This is a genomic window from Streptomyces sp. NPDC051219, assembly GCF_040682335.1.
Taxonomy (GTDB): Bacteria; Actinomycetota; Actinomycetes; order Streptomycetales; family Streptomycetaceae; genus Streptomyces.
The window spans coordinates 1-18506 of sequence record NZ_JBFBAS010000004.1; the positions used below are offsets into that span (position 1 = coordinate 1).

Sequence of the window (18506 nt, forward strand, 5' to 3'; positions counted from 1 at the left end):
GTCTCCGAGGTGAACCGGTCACCGGTGAGCTGCATACCGTCACCCGAGTCCCCCGCAAAGCGAATGATCACCCGGTCCAGACGGCGCACCTCCTTCTCGCCGGAAGGCGCGCGCTGTTCCCCGACGGCAGCCTCATCGGCCCCATCGGCCTGTTCGGCTGGGCTACTGACCTGGCTGGTCACTGAACTGGACCTCCTTCGAGGCGGCGGCTCTGGCACGGCCGGCCGACCGGTCGTCCCACACGGCCCACCCTACGTCGGTAAGGGTCGCCTTCCCTGGACCGCTCACATGGTGGACCTTTTTGTGAGACATCTTCAAGCTCCCTGACAGGTGTCAGCTCGCTGGGACTCGCTAGGAATTGAGATAGGTCAGCACGGCCAGCACGCGGCGGTGATCCCCGTCGCTGGGGGACAGGCCGAGCTTGAGAAAGATGTTGCTTACATGCTTCTCGACCGCGCCGTCGCTGACGACCAGCTGCCGGGCGACGGCCGAGTTCGTACGCCCCTCGGCCATCAGGCCCAGGACCTCCCGCTCGCGCGGCGTCAGCCCCGCCAGCACGTCCTGCTTCCGGCTGCGGCCCAGAAGCTGCGCCACGACCTCGGGGTCCAGGGCGGTCCCGCCCCGTGCCACCCGTACGACCGCGTCCACGAACTCCCTGACTTCGGCAACCCGGTCCTTGAGCAGGTAGCCCACGCCACGGCTGGATCCGGCCAGCAATTCGGTGGCGTACTGCTCCTCGACGTACTGCGACAGCACCAGCACGCCGACTCCTGGATGGTCGCGGCGCAGCTGCACCGCGGCGCGTACTCCCTCGTCGGTGTGCGTGGGGGGCATCCGTACATCCGCGACCACGACGTCCGGCAGCGCGTCCTGCGACGCGAGGTCCGCGACCGTCTTGATCAAAGCCTCGGCGTCCCCGACGCCCGCGACGACGTCATGCCCCCGGTCGGTCAACAGCCGGGTCAGTCCTTCCCGAAGAAGCACTGAATCCTCGGCGATGACCACCCGCACTTTGTCCTCCACGACTCCGGTTCCCCCATACCTCGTCCACTCCCCACCCGGGCTGCCCCCAGCATCCCAGTATGAGGACCGGACGGGGCCGAGGCTCAGGGATTGGTGACGAGGGTCGCCTCCTGCGGTGGGGTTCGCGGGCGAACGGCGGACTGCCCCCCCGCCGGGGGCCGGCGGGGGGCCGGAAGCGCGACCCCCAGGGGCGGGCTACGCCCGCCAGGGCAGCTCTGCCGTCACGGTTGTCGGGCCGCCCGGGGGAGAGTCGACGACCAGGATTCCGTCGACCGCGTCCAGCCGCTCCGCCAGCCCCGCCAGCCCGCCGACCGTGGTACCCGCGCCGGAGACACTGTCCGGAGCCGTCGCGCCGCCCTGCCCGTCGTCGGTCACCTGGAGCAGCAGCCGGTCCTGCGTGCGCCACACATCGACGCTCGCCGACCTCGCCCGGGCATGCTTGCTGACGTTCTGCAGCAGCTCGGACACCGTGAAGTACGCGATCCCCTCGATCGCCGCTGCCGGCCGCGCCGGCAGATCGACATCGACCCGTACCGGCACGGTGCACCGCGAGGCGACCGCCGACAGGGCCGCGTCCAGGCCGCGGTCGGTCAGGACGGCTGGGTGGATACCGCGCGCCAGGTCGCGCAGCTCCTGCAATGCGATCTTCACCTCGCCGTGCGCCTCGTCGACCATCCGGGCGGCCGCCTGCGGGTCCTCCGTGAGTTTCTCCTTGGCCAGGCCGAGGTCCATGGCAAGGGCCACGAGGCGGGCCTGCGCACCGTCGTGCAGGTCCCGTTCGATCCGGCGGAGATCGGCGGCGGCGGTGTCGACGACGACCCCGCGGTCCGACTCCAGTTCGGTCACCCGGGTGGCGAGCCGGGACGGTCCCAGCAGGCCGAGGACCATCAGCCGGTCCACGGTGGTCAGCGCGCGGAGGATCCACGGCGTGGCGAGCGTGAGGAGCAGCCCGATGACGCTTGTCATGGCGATCTCGAAGGGGCTGTCGAGGTAGAAGTTGTGCGTTCCGTCGCCGTACAGCTGGATGCCGTCCACTCCGGCGTACACCGGGAAGATCCACTGCCACAGCGGGTAGAGCAGCATCGTCCAGCCGTACAGCCAGAAGGTCAGCGCCACGCAGAAGGCGAAGACGGCCCAGGGGAAGTGCAGCAGTGCGTACAGCAGGTGCCGCCAGGAGACCCCGCTCTTGAGGATGCCGCCCGTCCAGGCCATCAGCCCGCTCTTCTTCGTGCGGACCGGCTCCGGATCGGCCACGTCCAGATCCAGCAGCGTGCGTGCCCGGATCCGCTCCAGCGAGCCGAAGCCGCGACATGCGGCCAGGCCGGCGGCGAGCACCGGGACGCCGAGGAAGGTGACGCACAGCCCCGCCCCCAGGGAGGTCATGGTGACCGCCAAGGTGAAGAGCATGATGCTGATCGGCAGACTCAGCATCAGGTAGCCGAACTCGCGCCACGTGCGTGCCTCGAGCGGCGCACGCAGCGCCGGCGGGAGGATGTGCCTGCGGGTCTCCGGTCCGTAATCCGTGGCCATCTGCGTCGTCCGTTTCTGCTCTGCGGATGTTCTGCGGGGCTGATACGCCAAGACTGCTCGGGAGCGGCCGACCGGGCCATGGAGCCGGTCGGCGTCTTGGGCCGGGGGTTTTCCCTACCGGCGCGGCCCGGGCAGACCGGGCAGACCGGTCGCGTGGGCTGGACCGTCGGCCACCTGTCCTGTCCTGTCCTGCCGGCCTGGCCGGGCCGTCGGCTACCTGTCCCGCCAGGGCAGTTCGGCCGTGACCGTCGTCGGCCCGCCGGCCGGCGAGTCGAGGACGAACAGTCCGTCGACCGCGCCGAGCCGCTCCGCGAGCCCGGCCACACCGGTGCCCCCGTCCAGGCGCGCGCCGCCGCGCCCGTCGTCCCGTACCTGGATGAGCAGCCGCTCGTCCGCCCGCCACACATCGACGGACGCGCCGGTCGCGCGGGCGTGTTTGCTGACGTTCTGCAGCAGCTCGGAGACGGTGAAGTACGCGATGCCCTCGATCGCCTGGGCCGGACGGGCCACTAGGTCGACGGACACCTTCACCGGAACCGTGCAGCGCGCGGCGATCGACGAGAGCGCCGCGTCCAGTCCGCGGTCGGTCAGGACGGCCGGATGGATGCCGCGGGCGAGATCGCGCAGCTCCTGGAGGGCCAGCTTCACCTCGCCGTGCGCCTCGTCGACCATGGCCGCGGCGGCGTCCGGATCCTCCAGCAGCTTCTCCTTGGCCAGGCCGAGGCCCATGGCAAGGGCCACGAGGCGCGCCTGCGCCCCGTCGTGAAGATCCCGTTCGATACGGCGCAGATCGGCGGCGGCGGTGTCCACGACGACCCCGCGGTCCGACTCCAGCTCGGCTATCCGCCGCTCCAGCTCGTCGGACGGGGAGAGCAGCCCGCGCACCATGGCCCGGTCGGCGTTGGTCATGCCGCGCGCGATGTACGGCAGGACGGGCCAGGCGACGAACAGGCCGGTCAGCGCGACCGTGAACGTCAGCACACCCCACGGGAGCCGGATGAAGTCGTACAGCACCGTGCGCCAGCCGACCGGGTCCTTCAGGCTCGCCCACAGCCAGGTGAAGAAGTCGCCCTGGCGGCGGGCGGGTATCGGGCTCGGCTCGTCGATCCGCAGGCCGAGCAGCCTGCGCGCCCGCCACCGCTCCGCCTTGCCGAGCTGCCGCGAGCCCAGCAGGCCGGCCGCCAGCAGCGGCAGACCGATCACCGTCACGGACAGCAGGGCGCCGGTGTAGATCATGGCCGCCACGTACACGAAGCCGAGGATCGACATCGGCAGATTGGCGAGGAGGTGGGCGATCTCCTTCCAGGTGCGGGAGTCGAACGCGAGGCGGACGGGAGGCGGCCGGTCGTGATCGGCGCTGTCGGGGACGTCGGTGCAGGCGGTCATAGGGCACAGACTGCCGGGGCGGACCTGCCGGCGCCATGGGGTGGCCGGTCGGTGAGAAGTAGGGATAACCCCACCCTGGGCTCGCTCCATACCTACGCGGCTGCTTACCGTGTCTTTAGCAGGGCCTAGACTCCCGTTCGTACAGATCGTCGACAGTGGCCAGGGGAGCGAGGGGCGGACGTGGTGGAACCGACCGTGACCGTGCTTGCGGCCGACTATTTCGAGAGCTATTCAGTCGTCGGACTGATCGCCCTCGTCGGGGTGCTGTTCGTCGCCGTGGCCTTCGGGGCCGGGCGGCTGCTACGGCCCATGGTGCCGACGCGCGAGAAGCTGCTCACATACGAGTGCGGAGTGGACCCCGTCGGCGAGGGCTGGGCGCACACCCAGGTCCGCTACTACGTGTACTCCTTCCTGTACGTGATCTTCGCTGTCGACTCGATCTTCCTGTTCCCGTGGGCGACGGTCTTCGCCGCCGCCGGATACGGCGCCACGACGCTGGTGGAGATGTTCATCTTCCTCGGCTTCCTGGCCGTCGGTCTGCTGTATGCCTGGAAGAAGGGCGTCCTCGAATGGACGTGACCCAGCCCGAGTTGCTGCCCGAGCCGAAGCGGCTGGGCGCGCTGTCCCGCCTGGCCCCCGAGCCTATGAAGGTGGTCCTCAACTGGGGCCGCCGCTACAGCCTGTGGGTCTTCAACTTCGGGCTCGCCTGCTGCGCGATCGAGTTCATCGCGGCCTCCATGGCCCGACACGACTTCATCCGGCTCGGCGTGATCCCGTTCGCGCCCGGCCCCCGCCAGGCGGACCTGATGATCGTCTCCGGCACGGTGACGGACAAGATGGCCCCCGCGGTCAAGCGGCTGTACGAGCAGATGCCGGAGCCCAAGTACGTCATCTCCTTCGGCGCCTGCTCCAACTGCGGTGGCCCGTACTGGGACTCGTACTCCGTGACGAAGGGGGTCGACCAGATCCTTCCCGTCGACGTCTACGTCCCCGGTTGCCCGCCCCGCCCGGAGGCTCTGCTGCAGGGAATCCTCAAGCTTCAGGAGAAGATCGCCCGCGAGTCGCTGAGCGAGCGGTACGCGACAGGCGCCGCCCGGCCGTCGGCCGCCGCGCTGCGGAGCGGTCTGGTCACCCCGCCGGCCCCGCCCGCGCCTGCGCCCACGCCGGGGGAGGGCGGCCAGTGACCTCGGCGACTCTGTACGACAGCCTCCCGGACGCGGTTGCGGAGGTCTTCACCCCGGAAGCCACGGCGGAGCGTTCCTACGACCTCCTCACGGTGGACGTGCCCGCCGGGTTCTGGGTCGCGGCGCTGGAGATCGCGCGCGACAAGCTGGGCTGCACGTACTTCGACTGGCTGAGCGCGGTCGACGAGCCGGGCGCGGGATTCCGGGTCTGCGCGCACGTCGTCTCGCTGGAGACCGGTACGGTCAGCCGCCTGCTCCTGCGCACGACGGTCCCGCACGAGGCCCCGGTCCTCGCCTCCGCCGTGGACGTCTATGCGGGCGCGAGCTGGCACGAGCGCGAAACGTACGAGATGTTCGGCGTCACCTTCACCGGCCACCCGCACCTGGTGCCGCTGCTGCTGCCCGAGGGCTTCGAGGGGCACCCGATGCGCAAGGACTTCGTGCTGGCCGCGCGGGTCGCGAAGGCGTGGCCCGGGGCCAAGGAGCCGGGGGAGTCGGAGCACGGTGGCCCGAAGCGGCGCCAGATGCTGCCGCCGGGTGTCCCGGACCCGAACGAGTGGGGCCCGCTGAAGGGGCAACTGCCCCCCGCCCCGGCCCGGCCGGCCAGATCGGCACGCCCGGCAGGAGAGCGCCCGCCCCGCCGCACACGCAGCGTGTCGGAGGGCTCGGCCACCCAGTCCACAACGGTCGCGGGTCCTGCCGCCACGGCCGAGGCCCCCGCTGTCCAGCCGCCGGCACCCGCCACCGAGCCCGCCGCCGGCCCGGCCGCCCCGCGGCGTGCGCGCTCGGCGGCCGAGGGTTCGGCGTCCCAGCAGGCTGCGACCGACGGCGGCCCGGAGACGGGCAGCACCGAAGCCGACGCTCCGGCCAAGGCACCGGGCGGTCCCGCTGAGCCGACCGGACCGGCGGACGGGACCGCCGCGTCCCCGCGCCAGGAGCGCGGTTCGGACGCTCCCTGGCACAACCCGCGCCCCGCGTTCGACACGGGCGACGATGCCGTCGAGCCCGTAACCGGAGCCGACTCCGCTGCCGCACGCCCCGAGGCCGCGGCAGAGGTCCCCGGCGGCGAAGCCGCCGGACCGGACGCCGAGGCCGCAGCACCCGGCGAGGGTTCTCCCGGTTCGGCCGACGAACACGTACAGGCCGACGAACACGTACAGAAGGACGCGCCGCCCGGGAATCGGCCGGGCCGCGACGACCGCGAAACCGCCGGAGGCGACGAGTGAACGACGCCCTCGACGTCGCCCTGCGACTGATCGTGGTCTTCGCCGTGTTCCTCGTGCTGCCGCTCGTCATCGGGCAGACCGAGCACAAGGTGATGGCCCACATGCAGGGCCGCCTCGGACCCATGTACGCCGGCGGCTTCCACGGCTGGGCCCAGCTCGTCGCCGACGGCGTGAAGTTCGCACAGAAGGAGGACGTGGTCCCGGCCAACGCCGACCGCCGCATCTTCCAGCTCGCTCCCGCCGTCGCCCTGCTCCCGTACCTGCTCGTGCTCGTCGCGATTCCGATCGGCCCGAGCGAGAGCGCGGTCGGCCAGGTCGTCGACGCGGGCATCTTCTTCGTGCTCGCGGTCATGGGCGTCGGCGTGCTCGGCAGCCTCATGGCCGGCTGGGCCTCGGCCAACAAGTTCTCCCTGCTGGGCGGGCTCCGCACGGCCGCGCAACTGCTCGCCTACGAACTGCCGATGCTGCTCGCCGCCGCTTCCGTCGCGATGGCGGCCGGCACCGTCTCCCTCCCCGGCATCCTCAATGCCTTCGAGTGGTGGTGGGTGCCGTGGCAGATCGTCGGTGCTCTCGTCTTCTTCACCGCCGGCCTCGCCGAGCTGCAGCGCCCGCCGTTCGACATGCCGGTGGCCGACTCGGAGATCATCTTCGGCGCATACACCGAGTACACGGGCCTCCGCTTCGCGTTCTTCCTGCTCGCCGAGTACGCGGGCATCGTCGTCCTCTGCGGTCTCACCACCGTGCTCTTCCTCGGCGGCTGGCACGGGCCCTGGGGCGCCGACGGGCTCGGCTGGGTCTGGACCCTGCTGAAGACGGCCGTCCTCGCCTTCGGCGTCATCTGGCTCCGGGTCACCTATCCGCGGCTGCGCGAGGACCAGCTGCAGAAGTTCGCCTGGACCGTACTCATCCCGCTCGCTCTCGCGCAGATCGCGCTCACCGGAGTCGTGAAGGTGGCGATCCAGTAATGGCCGCGTCTCTCCCGCCCACCCGGCCCAGGTTTCCCGGCAGCGGCCTCGCCAAAGGGCTGGCCGTCACGCTCCGGACCATGACGAAGCGGGCGCACACCGCGCAGTATCCGGAGGTCCAGCCCGAACTCCCGCCGCGCTCCCGGGGCGTCATCGGCCTGTTCGAGGAGAACTGCACGGTCTGCATGCTCTGCGCACGTGAGTGCCCGGACTGGTGTATCTATATCGACTCCCACAAGGAGACGACGCCGGCCGCCACCCCCGGGGGGCGCGAACGCAGCCGGAACGTCCTGGACCGGTTCGCCATCGACTTCTCCCTCTGCATGTACTGCGGTATCTGCATCGAGGTGTGCCCCTTCGACGCGCTGTTCTGGTCGCCCGAGTTCGAGTACGCCGAGACGGACATCCACGAGCTCACCCATGAGCGGGACAAGCTCCGCGAGTGGATGTGGACCGTGCCCGCGCCGCCCGCGCTCGACCCGCGTGCCGAGGAGCCGAAGGAGATCGCCGCCGCCCGCAAGGCGGTGGAGAAGCTCGAAGCCCAGCAACTCGGAGCGCAGCAACTCGAAGCCGGGCAGCAGGAAGCCCAGGAACAGCAACAGCGGCACCGGCAGGAGGGGGAGGCGTGACTCTCGCAGCGACCACGGCGGCGGCCGGCGCAGCCGCAGCCGCCGAGCGCGGCTTCCTTTCGCCCACCGGCATCGAGATCGCGTTCCTTCTCGTCGGCATCGCGACGCTCGGTGCGGCAGTCATCACCGTCAGAACCAAGCAGCTGGTGCACGCAGCCCTGTGGCTCGTCGTCGCGCTCGGCGGGATCGCTGTCGAGTACCTGCTTCTGACGGCCGAGTTCATCGCCTGGGTACAGGTCCTCATCTACGTCGGTTCCGTCGTCGTCCTCCTTCTCTTCGGACTGATGCTGACCAAGGCCCCGATCGGCCAATCCCCGGACGCCGATTCGGGCAACCGCCTGGTGGCGCTCGGTGTCGCCCTCACCGCTGCCGCGGCGCTCGTCTGGGTGGTCGTGGACGCGTTCCGCACGACCTGGATAGACCTGGACGGACCGGTCCAGGGCTCCACCAAGGTGACCGGCGAATTTCTCTTCCAGCACTGGGTGCTGCCCTTCGAGGCGCTCTCCGTACTGCTGCTCGCCGCCCTCGTCGGCGCGATCGTCCTGTCCCGTAAGAGCGGTAAGGAGCAGCGCTGATGCACCTCGCCTATCCCGCCGTGCTCGCGGTGCTCCTCTTCTCCACCGGGCTGTACGGAGTGCTCGCGCGCCGCAACTCCATCCTGGTGCTGATGTCCGTCGAGCTGATGCTCAACGCCGTCAACCTGAACCTGGTGGCCTTCGACGTCTGGCTCCGCGACACGCTCCACGGCGGCCAGGCGCTGACCCTCTTCACCATCGCCATCGCCGCCGCCGAGATCGGCATCGGTCTGGCGATCGTCCTGATGGTCTACCGCAACGGCGGCACCGCGGACATCGACCGACTTCGCGACACCGCCGAGTCCGCCGGCTCCGACGAGCAGGCCGGAACCGCCACCGACGGGCCCGCGGGCCCCGCTGAGACCGCTGATTCCGAGGTCGCCGCGTGACCACCACGACGCTCGCCGTCCTCGTCCCCCTTCTTCCCTTCCTGGGCGCGGCGGCCGGACTGCTCCTCGGCCGCAAGGCGCCCGCATTCGTGCGGCCGCTGGCCGTGCTGCCCACCCTCGCCGCGGCCGCGCTCGCGGTGGTCGTCGCCGTCCGGCAGGGCGGCGGTGCGGCGATCAGCGCCGCGACGGAGCTGACGCCCACCGGTTCCGTCCCCATCGAACTCGCCCTGTACCTGGACGGCTTCGCGGTTCTCGTCGCCGTCCTGGTCGGAATCGTCGCGTCCTGCGTGCAGATCTACTCGACGGCATACCTGCGCGACGACCCGCGCTACCCGTCGTACGCGGCTCTGATCTCCCTCTTCACGTCCGCCATGCTGCTGGTCGTCTACTCCGGCGACCTGATGGTGCTGCTGGTCGGCTGGGAAATCATGGGCATCTGCTCGTACTTCCTGGTCGGCCACTACTGGGAGACCGAGGTCGCCCGCGCCGCCTCCCTCAAGGCCTTCCTCGTCACCAAGCTCGGCGACGTCCCCTTCCTCTTCGGTCTGTTCGCGCTGGCGGCCGACGCCGGTACTTTCCGGATCACCGGCATCCTGCGTACGGTCGCCGACGGCGGCCTCGACCACCCCACCCTGATCGCCCTGCTGCTCCTCGCGGGCGTGGCCGGCAAGTCCGCGCAATTCCCGCTGCACACATGGCTGCCCGACGCGATGGCGGGCCCGACCCCCGTCTCCGCACTGATCCACGCCGCGACGATGGTCGCCGCGGGTGTCTACTTCGTGGCCCGTCTCCTTCCCGTCTTCGCGGCCTCCGCCGCAGCCCTGGTCGTGCTCGCCGTGATGGCCGCGGTCACGATGGTCGGCTCGGCGCTCGCCGCCCTCGCGCAGGACGACATCAAGCGCGTCCTCGCCTACTCGACCATCGGCCAGCTCGGCTACATGACCGGGGCCCTCGCGGTCGGCGACCGTGGCGCGGCCGTCTTCCACCTCCTCGCACACGGTGCGTTCAAAGCGCTCCTCTTCCTGGGGGCAGGCGTGATCATCCACGCGGCCGGCACCAACTCGCTGGCCGCCATGTCCCGGATGAGCGGCCTCACCAAGCGGATCCCCGACGCGTACTGGACGATGACGGTCGCCCTGCTCGCGCTCGCCGCGATCCCACCGTTCGCCGGCTTCTTCAGCAAGGAAGCCGTTCTGGTCGCCGCGGAGCACGCGGCCCTCGGCGAATCCGAGATCGCCCCCGGCGCCGCCGGCTGGACGGTCCTCGTCTCGGGCCTCCTCACCGCCCTCCTCACCGCCGCCTACGCCACTCGCCTCTGGCTGCTGGCCTTCCGCGGCACCGGCCCCGAGGTCCCCGACCACGGCAGGCAGCCGCTCGCGATGACCGGCGTGCTCTGGCTCCTCGCCGTCCCCTCGCTCGGTTTCGGTCTGACCGCCGCCTACCTCGCCGACTGGTTCGACGGCCACGCACTCACCCCGACGCTCACCACCTCCGTCCTCGGCACCGGCGTCGCGCTCGTCGGCGTACTGATCACGTACGGAGCCTGGCGGGCTGTGCACTTCAAGGAGGGGACGGCGGCCCCGGCGGCACGCGTCCCGCTCGGCGCGGTGGCGGCCCACCCCGACGCCGAACCCGCCGTTTCGGAAGTGGAAGCCATCGCCACCCACGAGGAGGCCTACGGCGACATCGCCTCAGCCCCGGACCCGGCCGACCCCGGCCGGCTCCTCCTCGGCCCGCTCCACCGCCACGCGGCCGCGGCCTTCCACGTGGACGCCGTCTACTCCGCCCTGTTCGTACGCCCCGTCCGTGCCGCGGCCGAACTGGTCCGTTTCCTCGACCGTGAGGTCGTCGACACGTACGTACGCGGTGCGGGCGCCGGCCCCCGCCTGCTGGGAGCGGTCGTCCGCCGCGCCCAGACCGGCAATGTGCAGACCTACCTCAGCGCCCTGCTCGCCGGCTCCGTCGTCCTGGCGATCGCCGCCGTACTCGTCGCCGCCGGAGCGTGAGCCGTGATTGATATCAGCGAATCCGTAATGCAGTTCCTTCTGGCATTGATCGTGGCCGGGCCGCTCATCGGCGCCGCCGCGGCCCTCCTCCCGGCCCCGCCCGGCCTGAAGGGCTCCGGCCCCGACCAGGCGGTCCTGCGCCACGGTGTCACCGTCACCGGCGTGATCCTTGCCGCGACCGTCGTCCTGACGCTCGGCTTCGACCACGACCAGCCCTCGAAGATGCAGGCCACGACCGACATCAACTGGATCCCGGCGCTCGACGTCAGGCTCCACCTCGGCATCGACGGCATCTCGCTCCCCCTTCTCGTGATGACCGCGCTGCTGTCCTTCCTCTGCGCGCTCTACAGCTCCTTCAAAATGCCCACGGGCCCGTCCCCCAAGGCATTCGTCGCCCTGCTGCTCGTCCTCGAGTCCGGCACCCTGGCGACCTTCGCCGTCCTCGATCTGCTGCTGTTCTTCCTGGCGTTCGAGATGGTCCTCATCCCGATGTACTTCCTGATCGCCCGCTGGGGCGGGGACCAGCGGCAGGCCGCCGCCTGGAAGTTCATCCTCTACACGCTGCTGGGTTCCGTGGTCATGCTGCTCGGCCTGCTCCTCATCGGGCTGGGAAGCGGCACATTCGACATGGTGGCACTGGCCACTGACAACGGCCGCGGCCTGACCCACACCACCCAGCTCCTGGCCGTGCTCGCGATCGGCATCGGACTGGCCGTCAAAACCCCGATGTGGCCACTCCACAGCTGGCTTCCGGACGCCCACACCGCCGCCCCGACGGTCGGTTCCGTCCTCCTGGCCGGCGTGCTGCTGAAGATGGGTACGTACGGCTTCGTCCGCATCCTGCTCCCGGTCACGCCCGACGGGATGCTCACCTTCGCTCCCTATCTCGCCGCCTTCGCGGTCGTCGGCATCATCTACGGATCCCTCGCCTGCCTCGCCCTCGCCAGGCAGGGTGCCAAGGGCGACCTCAAGCGACTGATCGCGTACTCCTCGGTCGGCCACATGGGCTTCGTGCTGCTCGGCATCGCCACCATGACCCCGACCGGAGTCAACGGCGCGCTGTTCGCCAACATCGCCCACGGCCTCATCACCGGCCTTCTCTTCTTCCTCGTCGGCGCCCTCAAGGACCGCTACGGCACCAGCGACCTCGACGCCCTCGCCGGCGCCACCGGCGCCGCCCTCTACGGGAGGGCCCCCCGCCTCGGCGCGCTCCTCGCCTTCGGCGCGGTCGCGTCTCTCGGACTCCCGGGCCTGGCCGGATTCTGGGGCGAAATGCTCGCCCTGTTCGGTGCGTTCGACCCCGCCGAGGGGCTGAGCCGTCCGGCCTTCCTCACTTTCATGGCGATCGGCGGCCTCGGCACCCTGCTCACCGCCGCGTACATGCTCGTCGTCGTACGCCGTGTCTGCATGGGCGACACGGGCCGGCAGCAGGAGGCAGCCCCCGCGCGGCTCGCCGACGTCCAGAGCTACGAAGTAGCCGCCTGGACCCCGCTCGTCGCCCTCACCGTCCTGGCCGGACTCTGGCCCGCGGCCCTCCTCGGCCTCACCGACCCGGCTGTGCAGAAGCTCCTCGCTGGAGGCAACTCATGACGGCGATCGCAGCCGCGACCGGCATGTCCGTCACGACGGGCGTGTCTGGGACGCACGGCACGTCCGGCACGTATGCCGCGAGCGTGGTCCAGTCCGTCGACTGGCTCGCGATCGCACCGCCGACCATCGCCGCGGTCGTGGGCCTGCTCGTTCTGGTCGCGGACCTCTTCGTACCTGAGAACCGCAAGTCCCTCCTCGGCTGGGTCTCGGTGGCCGGCCTGGCCGTGTCCGTCCTCGCGCTCGTACCGCTGCGCAAGGGCGGCCGCTCCACCTTCTGCCTCGTCTCCGACCCGAACGTCTGCAGCTACACGGCCGACCGCTTCACGCTCGCCATCCAGTTCCTGGTGCTTGCCGGAGCCCTGCTGACCGCGCTGCTCTCGGTGACCGCGGTGAGGGATTCCAGGCTCCCGGCCGGCGAATACTGGTTCCTGCTGCTCTCCTCCGCGGCCGGCGCGGCGCTGCTGCCCGCCTCCCGCGACCTGGCGACCCTCGTCGTCGCGCTCGAAGTCGCCTCGCTGCCCGCCTTCGCGCTGGTGGGTCTGCGGCGTGGCAACCGGATGTCCTCCGAGGCCGCGCTCAAGTTCTTCCTCTCCTCCGTCACCGCGACCGCCGTGATGCTCATGGGCGTCAGCTTCGTGTACGCGGCCACGGGCACCCTGCACCTCACCGAGCTCGCCGACCGGTTGTACGACGTGCCGGAGCGGCTCGACACCATCGCCATGGCGGGCGTCGCGCTGACCCTGGTGGGCTTCGCCTTCAAGACCGCAGCGGTGCCGTTCCACTTCTGGGTCCCCGACACGTACGTCGGCGCGCCCCTGCCCATCGCCGCCTACCTCTCCGTCATCGGGAAGGCGGTCGGCTTCTCCGGCCTGATCCTGGTCACGGTGATTGCGTTCCCGGCCTACGCGGACGTCTGGGGGCCGGTGGTCGCCGTACTCGCCGCACTCACCATGACCGTCGGCAATGTGGCGGCCGTGCGCCAGTCTCCGACCCGCGCGAACAGCGCGGTACGGCTGCTCGCCTGGTCCTCCGTGGGCCAGGCGGGCTATCTGCTGGTCCCCATCGCGGCCGCCGCGTACACGGACCGCGACCAGATCGGCGCCACAGTCGCATACGCCCTGATGTACGCCGCCGTGAACCTCGGCGCCTTCGCCGTCGCCGCACTCGTCGCGCGTACGCACCCCCGGCACCGCATCAGCGACTACCGCGGCCTCTACGCCAGCAGGCCGCTCACGGCCCTGGCGATGGGCTTCTTCCTGCTCTGCCTGGCCGGCCTGCCGCCCGGCATCATCGGTCTCTTCGCCAAGGTCACGGTGTTCCGGTCCGCGGTCGAGGCGGACCTCGGATGGCTGGCGGTCGTCATGGCGGTGAATGTCGTGATCGCCCTCTACTACTACCTCAAGTGGACCGCGGTCCTGTTCCGTGCCCCGGAAGCGGTCACCGAAGCCGTCACCGAAGCCGAGGCCCCTGCCGAGGCGGAGGCTGCCCCGGTCCGGCACCGGGCTCCGGCCCCGGTCACCGTGGCGATCGCCCTGGCCGCCGTCGTCGGCATCATCGCCTCCGGCGCCCCGCAGCTGGTGCTCCGCTTCGCTTCGACCACGCTCTTCTGACCCGCGAGGCGGCCGTTGAGGGCCGCTGAAGGCGACCGACGGCCGCTGAAGACCACGGACGAGCGTGGCTCCCTGCGGGCGGTGTTCACCCGTCCGGGTCAGCCTCTTGCGGTGCACGGCAGGGAACCAGCGCTCCCCGCCTGGCGTTGACCAGGAAGGGAGGGTCCACTGGACGGATCCACCGAACCGTGGATGCCCCTCAAGCAAAGGGTCCCCTGCCGCACCACTTGGAGGGCGTACCGTGCACCGCCGGCACAACGGGTTGAAGACCGCCGTACTCCTCGGGGGACTGTCCGCACTCATCATCCTGATCGGCAGTTTCTTCGGGCGTACGGGTCTGATCGCCGCGCTCGTCGTGGCGCTCGGCACGAACGCCTACGCGTACTGGAACAGCGACAAGCTCGCGCTGCGCGCCATGCGGGCCCGCCCCGTCAGCGAATTCGAGGCGCCCGGCCTCTACCGCATGGTCCGTGAACTCTCCACCTCCGCGCGCCAGCCCATGCCCCGGCTCTACATCTCGCCGACCGAGGCGCCCAACGCCTTCGCGACCGGTCGCAATCCGCGCAATGCCGCGGTCTGCTGCACCGAGGGGATCCTGCGCATCCTCGACGAGCGCGAACTGCGCGGTGTCGTCGGCCACGAGCTGAGTCACGTCTACAACCGCGACATCCTCATCTCGTCGGTCGCCGGCGCCCTCGCCTCGGTGATCATGTTCCTGGTCAACTTCGCCTGGCTGATCCCCATGGGCCGGTCCAGTGACGACGAGGGTCCCGGTCTGTTCGGCATGCTGCTGATACTGCTCCTGGGTCCGCTGGCGGCCTCGGTCATCCAGCTCGCCATCAGCCGTTCCAGGGAATTCGAGGCGGATGCCTCGGGTGCCCAGCTCACCGGCGACCCGCTGGCCCTGGCAAGCGCCCTGCGCAAGCTCGACGCCGGTACGAAGCAGCTGCCGCTGCCGCCCGAACCCCGGCTGGAAACGGTGAGCCACATGATGATCGCGAACCCCTTCCGGCCCGGGCAGGGCGTTTCCAGGATGTTCTCCACCCACCCGCCCATGGCCGAGCGCATCGCCCGGCTCGAGCAGATGGCAGGCCGTCGCCCGTGAAGACAATCCTCAACATCATCTGGCTGATCCTCAGCGGTTTCTGGCTGTTCCTGGCGTACTGCCTGGCCGGCCTGGTCCTCTGCATCACGATCATCGGCATCCCGTTCGGTATCGCCGCCTTCCGCATCGCCGTCTACGCGTTGTGGCCCTTCGGCTATACGACGGTCGAGCGCCGCGACGCGGGCGCCCCGTCGCTCGTGGGCAACGTCCTGTGGCTGATCCTGGCCGGCTGGTGGCTGGCGCTGGGGCACATCGTGACGGGCATCGCTCTCTGCCTGACGATCATCGGGATCCCGTTCGGCATCGCGAACTTCAAGATGATCCCGATCTCTCTGATGCCCCTGGGCCGGGAGATCGTCCCGACGGACCAGCCCTTCGCCGCCCGGTGAGCCGGCAGTTGAAGTACCGGCTGCTGGGCGAGACGGACGAGGATCAGGGCTACGAAGTCCTGGCCCTGTGCCACGAGGCTGAGGACTATTTCCTGGATCCGCGGCCGGCCGCCCGCGAGCGCTACGAACTGCTCGGCTGTGCACCGGAGGGGCGGCTGCGAGAAGCGGTGGCCCAGGCGCGGAAGGACGGCTCGGCACCTCTCGGCCTCCTCGTCACCCTCCCCCTGGACCGCCACGGCGAGCCCTCCGACGACCCCTTCGATGCCTGGTACCTCGGCGACGTGCAGGTCCTCGATGTCCGGCCGGGCGCAGGTGATCCGACCTTGCTCGATATCGCGGTCGAGGGCCTCCTGGAATGCTGGGACGCGGGCCACGAGGCGCAGTCCGACATCCCGGAGAAGCCACCGCTCTCACCGGGCTTCCGCCTGACCGACCGGGACGACGAGTCCTGGGGGACGTGCGGGGACGTGATCCTGGTAGGCGAGAAGCAGCCCGCTCCCGAGGAGGCGCCCTAGCGGCTGCTGGGGTGTGAGCCGCGTGGGCGGCTGCTCGCCGCGCTCGATTCCGGCGCGGAGTTCGACCTCGGCGGCGTCCATCTGGGCGCGCTCGACGCCACCGGACGCTGCATTCAGGAGGACTGGGTCCACATGTACGTGGATGCCTGGGCGCCCCGCTGACGCACCGCTCGATGACCTTCGAGGAGATCCTCGCCTTCTTCGCCGAGGAGAAGATCAACGTCGTCCTCGCCTGATTCTCCGCAGCCCGTAGACCGCGGCTCCCAGCGCCAGTACCGCCGTCCCCGCCACCACCGAGGAGCCCGGCAGAGCGAAGGCCAGTACCAGGCAACCCGCCAGCCCGAGGGCGGACAGGATCCGCCCGCCCAGGCCGGCAGTCCCTTCTGAAGCGAGTGTCCAGGCCGAGGCGTTGGCGATCGCGTAGTACGCCAGCACGCAGAACGACGAGAAGCCGATCGCCCCGCTCACATCGGCCGTGGCCGCGACCACCGCCACCACCGCACCGACAGCCAGTTCCGCCCGGTGGGGCACCTGATGGCGCGGGTGCACGGCGGCGAGCGCGGCCGGCAGATGGCCGTCCCTCGCCATCGCCAGCGTCGTACGCGACACTCCGAGGATCAGCGCCAGCAGCGAGCCCAGCGCGGCAACCACCGCCCCTGCCCGGACGACCGGCACCAGCTCCGGGGCACCCGCCGCCCGTACCGCTTCGGCGAGCGGAGCGGCCGCGTCCGCCAGGCCGTCCGCCCCCAGCACGGCAAGGACCGCAACGGCCACGGCGGCGTACACCACCAGCGTGATGCCGAGCGCCAACGGGATCGCTCGCGGAATGGTGCGCGCCGGATCGCGTACCTCTTCGCCCAGCGTGGCGATCCGCGCGTAGCCGGCGAAGGCGAAGAAGAGCAGCCCGGCCGACTGCAGCACGCTGCCCACGCCCCCGGAGTCCGCCCGGCCGAGCTCCAGCCTCCCGAAGTCTGCCGCCGCCGACCCCAGCGAGACGACCACGACCATCGCCAGCACGGCCAGCACCACGGCCACGATCGCGCGTGTCAGCAGGGCTGACTTCTGAATGCCCCGGTAGTTGACAGCAGTCAGCGCCACCACCGCGGCGACCGCCACCGCGTGCGCCTGCCCCGGCCACACGTACGTGCCGACCGCCAGCGCCATCGCCGCGCACGAGGCGGTCTTCCCGATGACGAAACCCCAGCCGGCCAGGTACCCCCAGAACTCGCCGAGCCGCTCCCTGCCGTACACGTATGTACCGCCGGAGGCCGGATAGCGGGCCGCCAGCCGGGCCGACGCCGTGGCGTTGCAGTACGCGACGAAGGCGGCCGGCGCCAGCCCGACCAGCAGTGCCGAGCCGGCTGCCTGCGCGGCCGGGGCCCACGCGGTGAACACCCCCGCCCCGATCATCGAACCCAGCCCGATCACGACCGCATCGGACACACCCAGCGTCCGCCGCAGCTCCTGTGTCATGCGCCGCACCTTACTGATCTCCGCAACCGGCCCCGGCAGCCCGGGCGTCCTCGTTCACAAGACCGTATTAGCGGCTGTACAGAACAGGCCCGGCAAAGGCCGTACGACAGGCCGCCCGAAAGGCAGGTACACGGCATGGGCGTCATCAGCTGGATCGTTCTCGGGCTCGTTGCCGGAGTCATAGCGAAGGTCCTTCTCCCCGGCCGCGATCCGGGCGGCCTCATCGGCACCACGCTCATCGGGATCGCCGGCGCGTTCACCGGCGGCTGGCTCTCCGCCCGCTTCCTCGACCGGCCGATCAGCAACGAGTTCTACGACGGAGCGACGTGGGGCGCGGCGATCGGCGGCTCACTGGTCCTGCTGATCGTGTACCGGATCCTGTTCGGCCACTCGCGCCGGAGTTGAGCATTCCACCATTGGTCCGGTCCAACTGAGCCCGATTTGGCCCGGATTGGCGAACAGCGGTGTTGTGGAATCCACTGAAGAATCCACGCTCCGCGGCAGGCAAGCGTTTTCCCTGCTCGAACAAGGGTTTTCCCTGTATCGGCTCCATCTCGCCGTTGCCTACTGTCTGCCCACCGGTTGTTCTCGCTACCTGTCCGGCCCAACCCCACCTCCTCGACGCTTCCCGCGACGAGGAGAAGCGCGCTTGTCAGGTGCATGTAATTACATGAGTTCATCCGGTGGCGGCCCTTGACCCGGGTCGTCGCGCAGGCGGCGGCAAGTGGGCGACCCAGCCCCGGGGTGCTGTGGCACGTAATCCCCACGCCCCAACCACAGCACCCCCGCCGTTCCGCTGCGCAACGCACCGTCAGCTGCTCCGGCAACCCCGGAGACCCTGAAAGGGAACACCTTGAACGGTTCCAGGCGAAGACTGATATCCGTCGTGGCCGCGAGCGCCACGATCGTCG

General features: G+C 70.4%; 19 protein-coding genes. 14 read left to right on the plus strand and 5 right to left on the minus strand.

Annotation, left to right across the window (positions count from 1 at the left end; genetic code table 11):
• From AB0M62_RS06930 to AB0M62_RS06945, 4 genes are all read right to left on the minus strand, one after another.
• A partial coding sequence (locus AB0M62_RS06930; protein WP_366073075.1) for a hypothetical protein occupies positions 1 to 182 on the minus strand: 182 nt, incomplete at its 3' end.
• A gap of 169 nt (positions 183 to 351) precedes the next feature.
• The gene (locus AB0M62_RS06935; protein WP_366073291.1) at positions 352 to 1011 is read right to left on the minus strand and encodes a response regulator transcription factor; all 660 of its coding nucleotides are present in this window, start codon (positions 1009 to 1011) and stop codon (positions 352 to 354) included.
• Positions 1012 to 1218: 207 nt separating this feature from the next.
• Complete coding sequence (locus AB0M62_RS06940) at positions 1219 to 2553, minus strand: sensor domain-containing protein (RefSeq protein WP_366073076.1); 1335 nt, start codon at positions 2551 to 2553, stop codon at positions 1219 to 1221.
• A gap of 213 nt (positions 2554 to 2766) precedes the next feature.
• The gene (locus AB0M62_RS06945) at positions 2767 to 3939 is read right to left on the minus strand and encodes a sensor domain-containing protein (protein ID WP_366073077.1); all 1173 of its coding nucleotides are present in this window, start codon (positions 3937 to 3939) and stop codon (positions 2767 to 2769) included.
• Between the two features lie 183 nt (positions 3940 to 4122).
• Between AB0M62_RS06945 and ndhC the strand changes: the two genes are divergently transcribed.
• The 13 genes from ndhC (at position 4123) to AB0M62_RS07010 (ending at position 16122) form a co-directional block, all read left to right on the plus strand.
• On the plus strand, positions 4123 to 4518 hold the full coding sequence (gene ndhC, locus AB0M62_RS06950) for an NADH-quinone oxidoreductase subunit A (protein WP_366073292.1): 396 nt from the start codon (positions 4123 to 4125) through the stop codon (positions 4516 to 4518).
• Positions 4509 to 5123: an NADH-quinone oxidoreductase subunit B family protein gene (locus AB0M62_RS06955; protein WP_366073078.1), complete on the plus strand. Its 615-nt coding sequence runs from the start codon at positions 4509 to 4511 to the stop codon at positions 5121 to 5123. Before ndhC ends, AB0M62_RS06955 begins: the two co-directional genes overlap by 10 nt.
• On the plus strand, positions 5120 to 6349 hold the full coding sequence (locus AB0M62_RS06960) for an NADH-quinone oxidoreductase subunit C (RefSeq protein WP_366073079.1): 1230 nt from the start codon (positions 5120 to 5122) through the stop codon (positions 6347 to 6349). Before AB0M62_RS06955 ends, AB0M62_RS06960 begins: the two co-directional genes overlap by 4 nt.
• Positions 6346 to 7314 (plus strand): complex I subunit 1 family protein, encoded by a 969-nt coding sequence (locus AB0M62_RS06965; protein WP_366073080.1) that lies wholly within the window; start codon positions 6346 to 6348, stop codon positions 7312 to 7314. Before AB0M62_RS06960 ends, AB0M62_RS06965 begins: the two co-directional genes overlap by 4 nt.
• Positions 7314 to 7943, plus strand: coding sequence for an NADH-quinone oxidoreductase subunit I (locus tag AB0M62_RS06970; RefSeq protein WP_366073081.1), 630 nt, complete (start codon positions 7314 to 7316; stop codon positions 7941 to 7943). Before AB0M62_RS06965 ends, AB0M62_RS06970 begins: the two co-directional genes overlap by 1 nt.
• Positions 7940 to 8518, plus strand: coding sequence for an NADH-quinone oxidoreductase subunit J (locus AB0M62_RS06975; RefSeq protein WP_366073082.1), 579 nt, complete (start codon positions 7940 to 7942; stop codon positions 8516 to 8518). Before AB0M62_RS06970 ends, AB0M62_RS06975 begins: the two co-directional genes overlap by 4 nt.
• Entirely contained in the window at positions 8518 to 8907 is a 390-nt protein-coding gene (nuoK, locus tag AB0M62_RS06980; protein ID WP_366073083.1) for an NADH-quinone oxidoreductase subunit NuoK, read from the plus strand. Before AB0M62_RS06975 ends, nuoK begins: the two co-directional genes overlap by 1 nt.
• Entirely contained in the window at positions 8904 to 10913 is a 2010-nt protein-coding gene (locus AB0M62_RS06985) for an NADH-quinone oxidoreductase subunit L (protein ID WP_366073084.1), read from the plus strand. The genes nuoK and AB0M62_RS06985 overlap by 4 nt, the downstream gene beginning before the upstream one ends.
• A 3-nt stretch (positions 10914 to 10916) precedes the next feature.
• Positions 10917 to 12503 (plus strand): NADH-quinone oxidoreductase subunit M, encoded by a 1587-nt coding sequence (locus tag AB0M62_RS06990; protein WP_366073085.1) that lies wholly within the window; start codon positions 10917 to 10919, stop codon positions 12501 to 12503.
• Positions 12504 to 12526: 23 nt separating this feature from the next.
• The gene (locus tag AB0M62_RS06995) at positions 12527 to 14113 is read left to right on the plus strand and encodes an NADH-quinone oxidoreductase subunit N (RefSeq protein ID WP_366073293.1); all 1587 of its coding nucleotides are present in this window, start codon (positions 12527 to 12529) and stop codon (positions 14111 to 14113) included.
• 241 nt (positions 14114 to 14354) lie between these two features.
• Positions 14355 to 15218 (plus strand): zinc metalloprotease HtpX, encoded by an 864-nt coding sequence (htpX, locus tag AB0M62_RS07000; protein ID WP_366073086.1) that lies wholly within the window; start codon positions 14355 to 14357, stop codon positions 15216 to 15218.
• Positions 15215 to 15607 (plus strand): YccF domain-containing protein, encoded by a 393-nt coding sequence (locus AB0M62_RS07005; protein WP_366073087.1) that lies wholly within the window; start codon positions 15215 to 15217, stop codon positions 15605 to 15607. Before htpX ends, AB0M62_RS07005 begins: the two co-directional genes overlap by 4 nt.
• Positions 15604 to 16122, plus strand: coding sequence for a hypothetical protein (locus tag AB0M62_RS07010; RefSeq protein WP_366073088.1), 519 nt, complete (start codon positions 15604 to 15606; stop codon positions 16120 to 16122). The genes AB0M62_RS07005 and AB0M62_RS07010 overlap by 4 nt, the downstream gene beginning before the upstream one ends.
• A gap of 216 nt (positions 16123 to 16338) precedes the next feature.
• Here AB0M62_RS07010 and AB0M62_RS07015 read toward each other — a convergent pair whose 3' ends face one another.
• On the minus strand, positions 16339 to 17595 hold the full coding sequence (locus AB0M62_RS07015) for an amino acid permease (protein WP_366073089.1): 1257 nt from the start codon (positions 17593 to 17595) through the stop codon (positions 16339 to 16341).
• Between the two features lie 135 nt (positions 17596 to 17730).
• Between AB0M62_RS07015 and AB0M62_RS07020 the strand changes: the two genes are divergently transcribed.
• Positions 17731 to 18000, plus strand: coding sequence for a GlsB/YeaQ/YmgE family stress response membrane protein (locus tag AB0M62_RS07020; RefSeq protein WP_366073090.1), 270 nt, complete (start codon positions 17731 to 17733; stop codon positions 17998 to 18000).
• Positions 18001 to 18506: the final 506 nt, after the last annotated feature.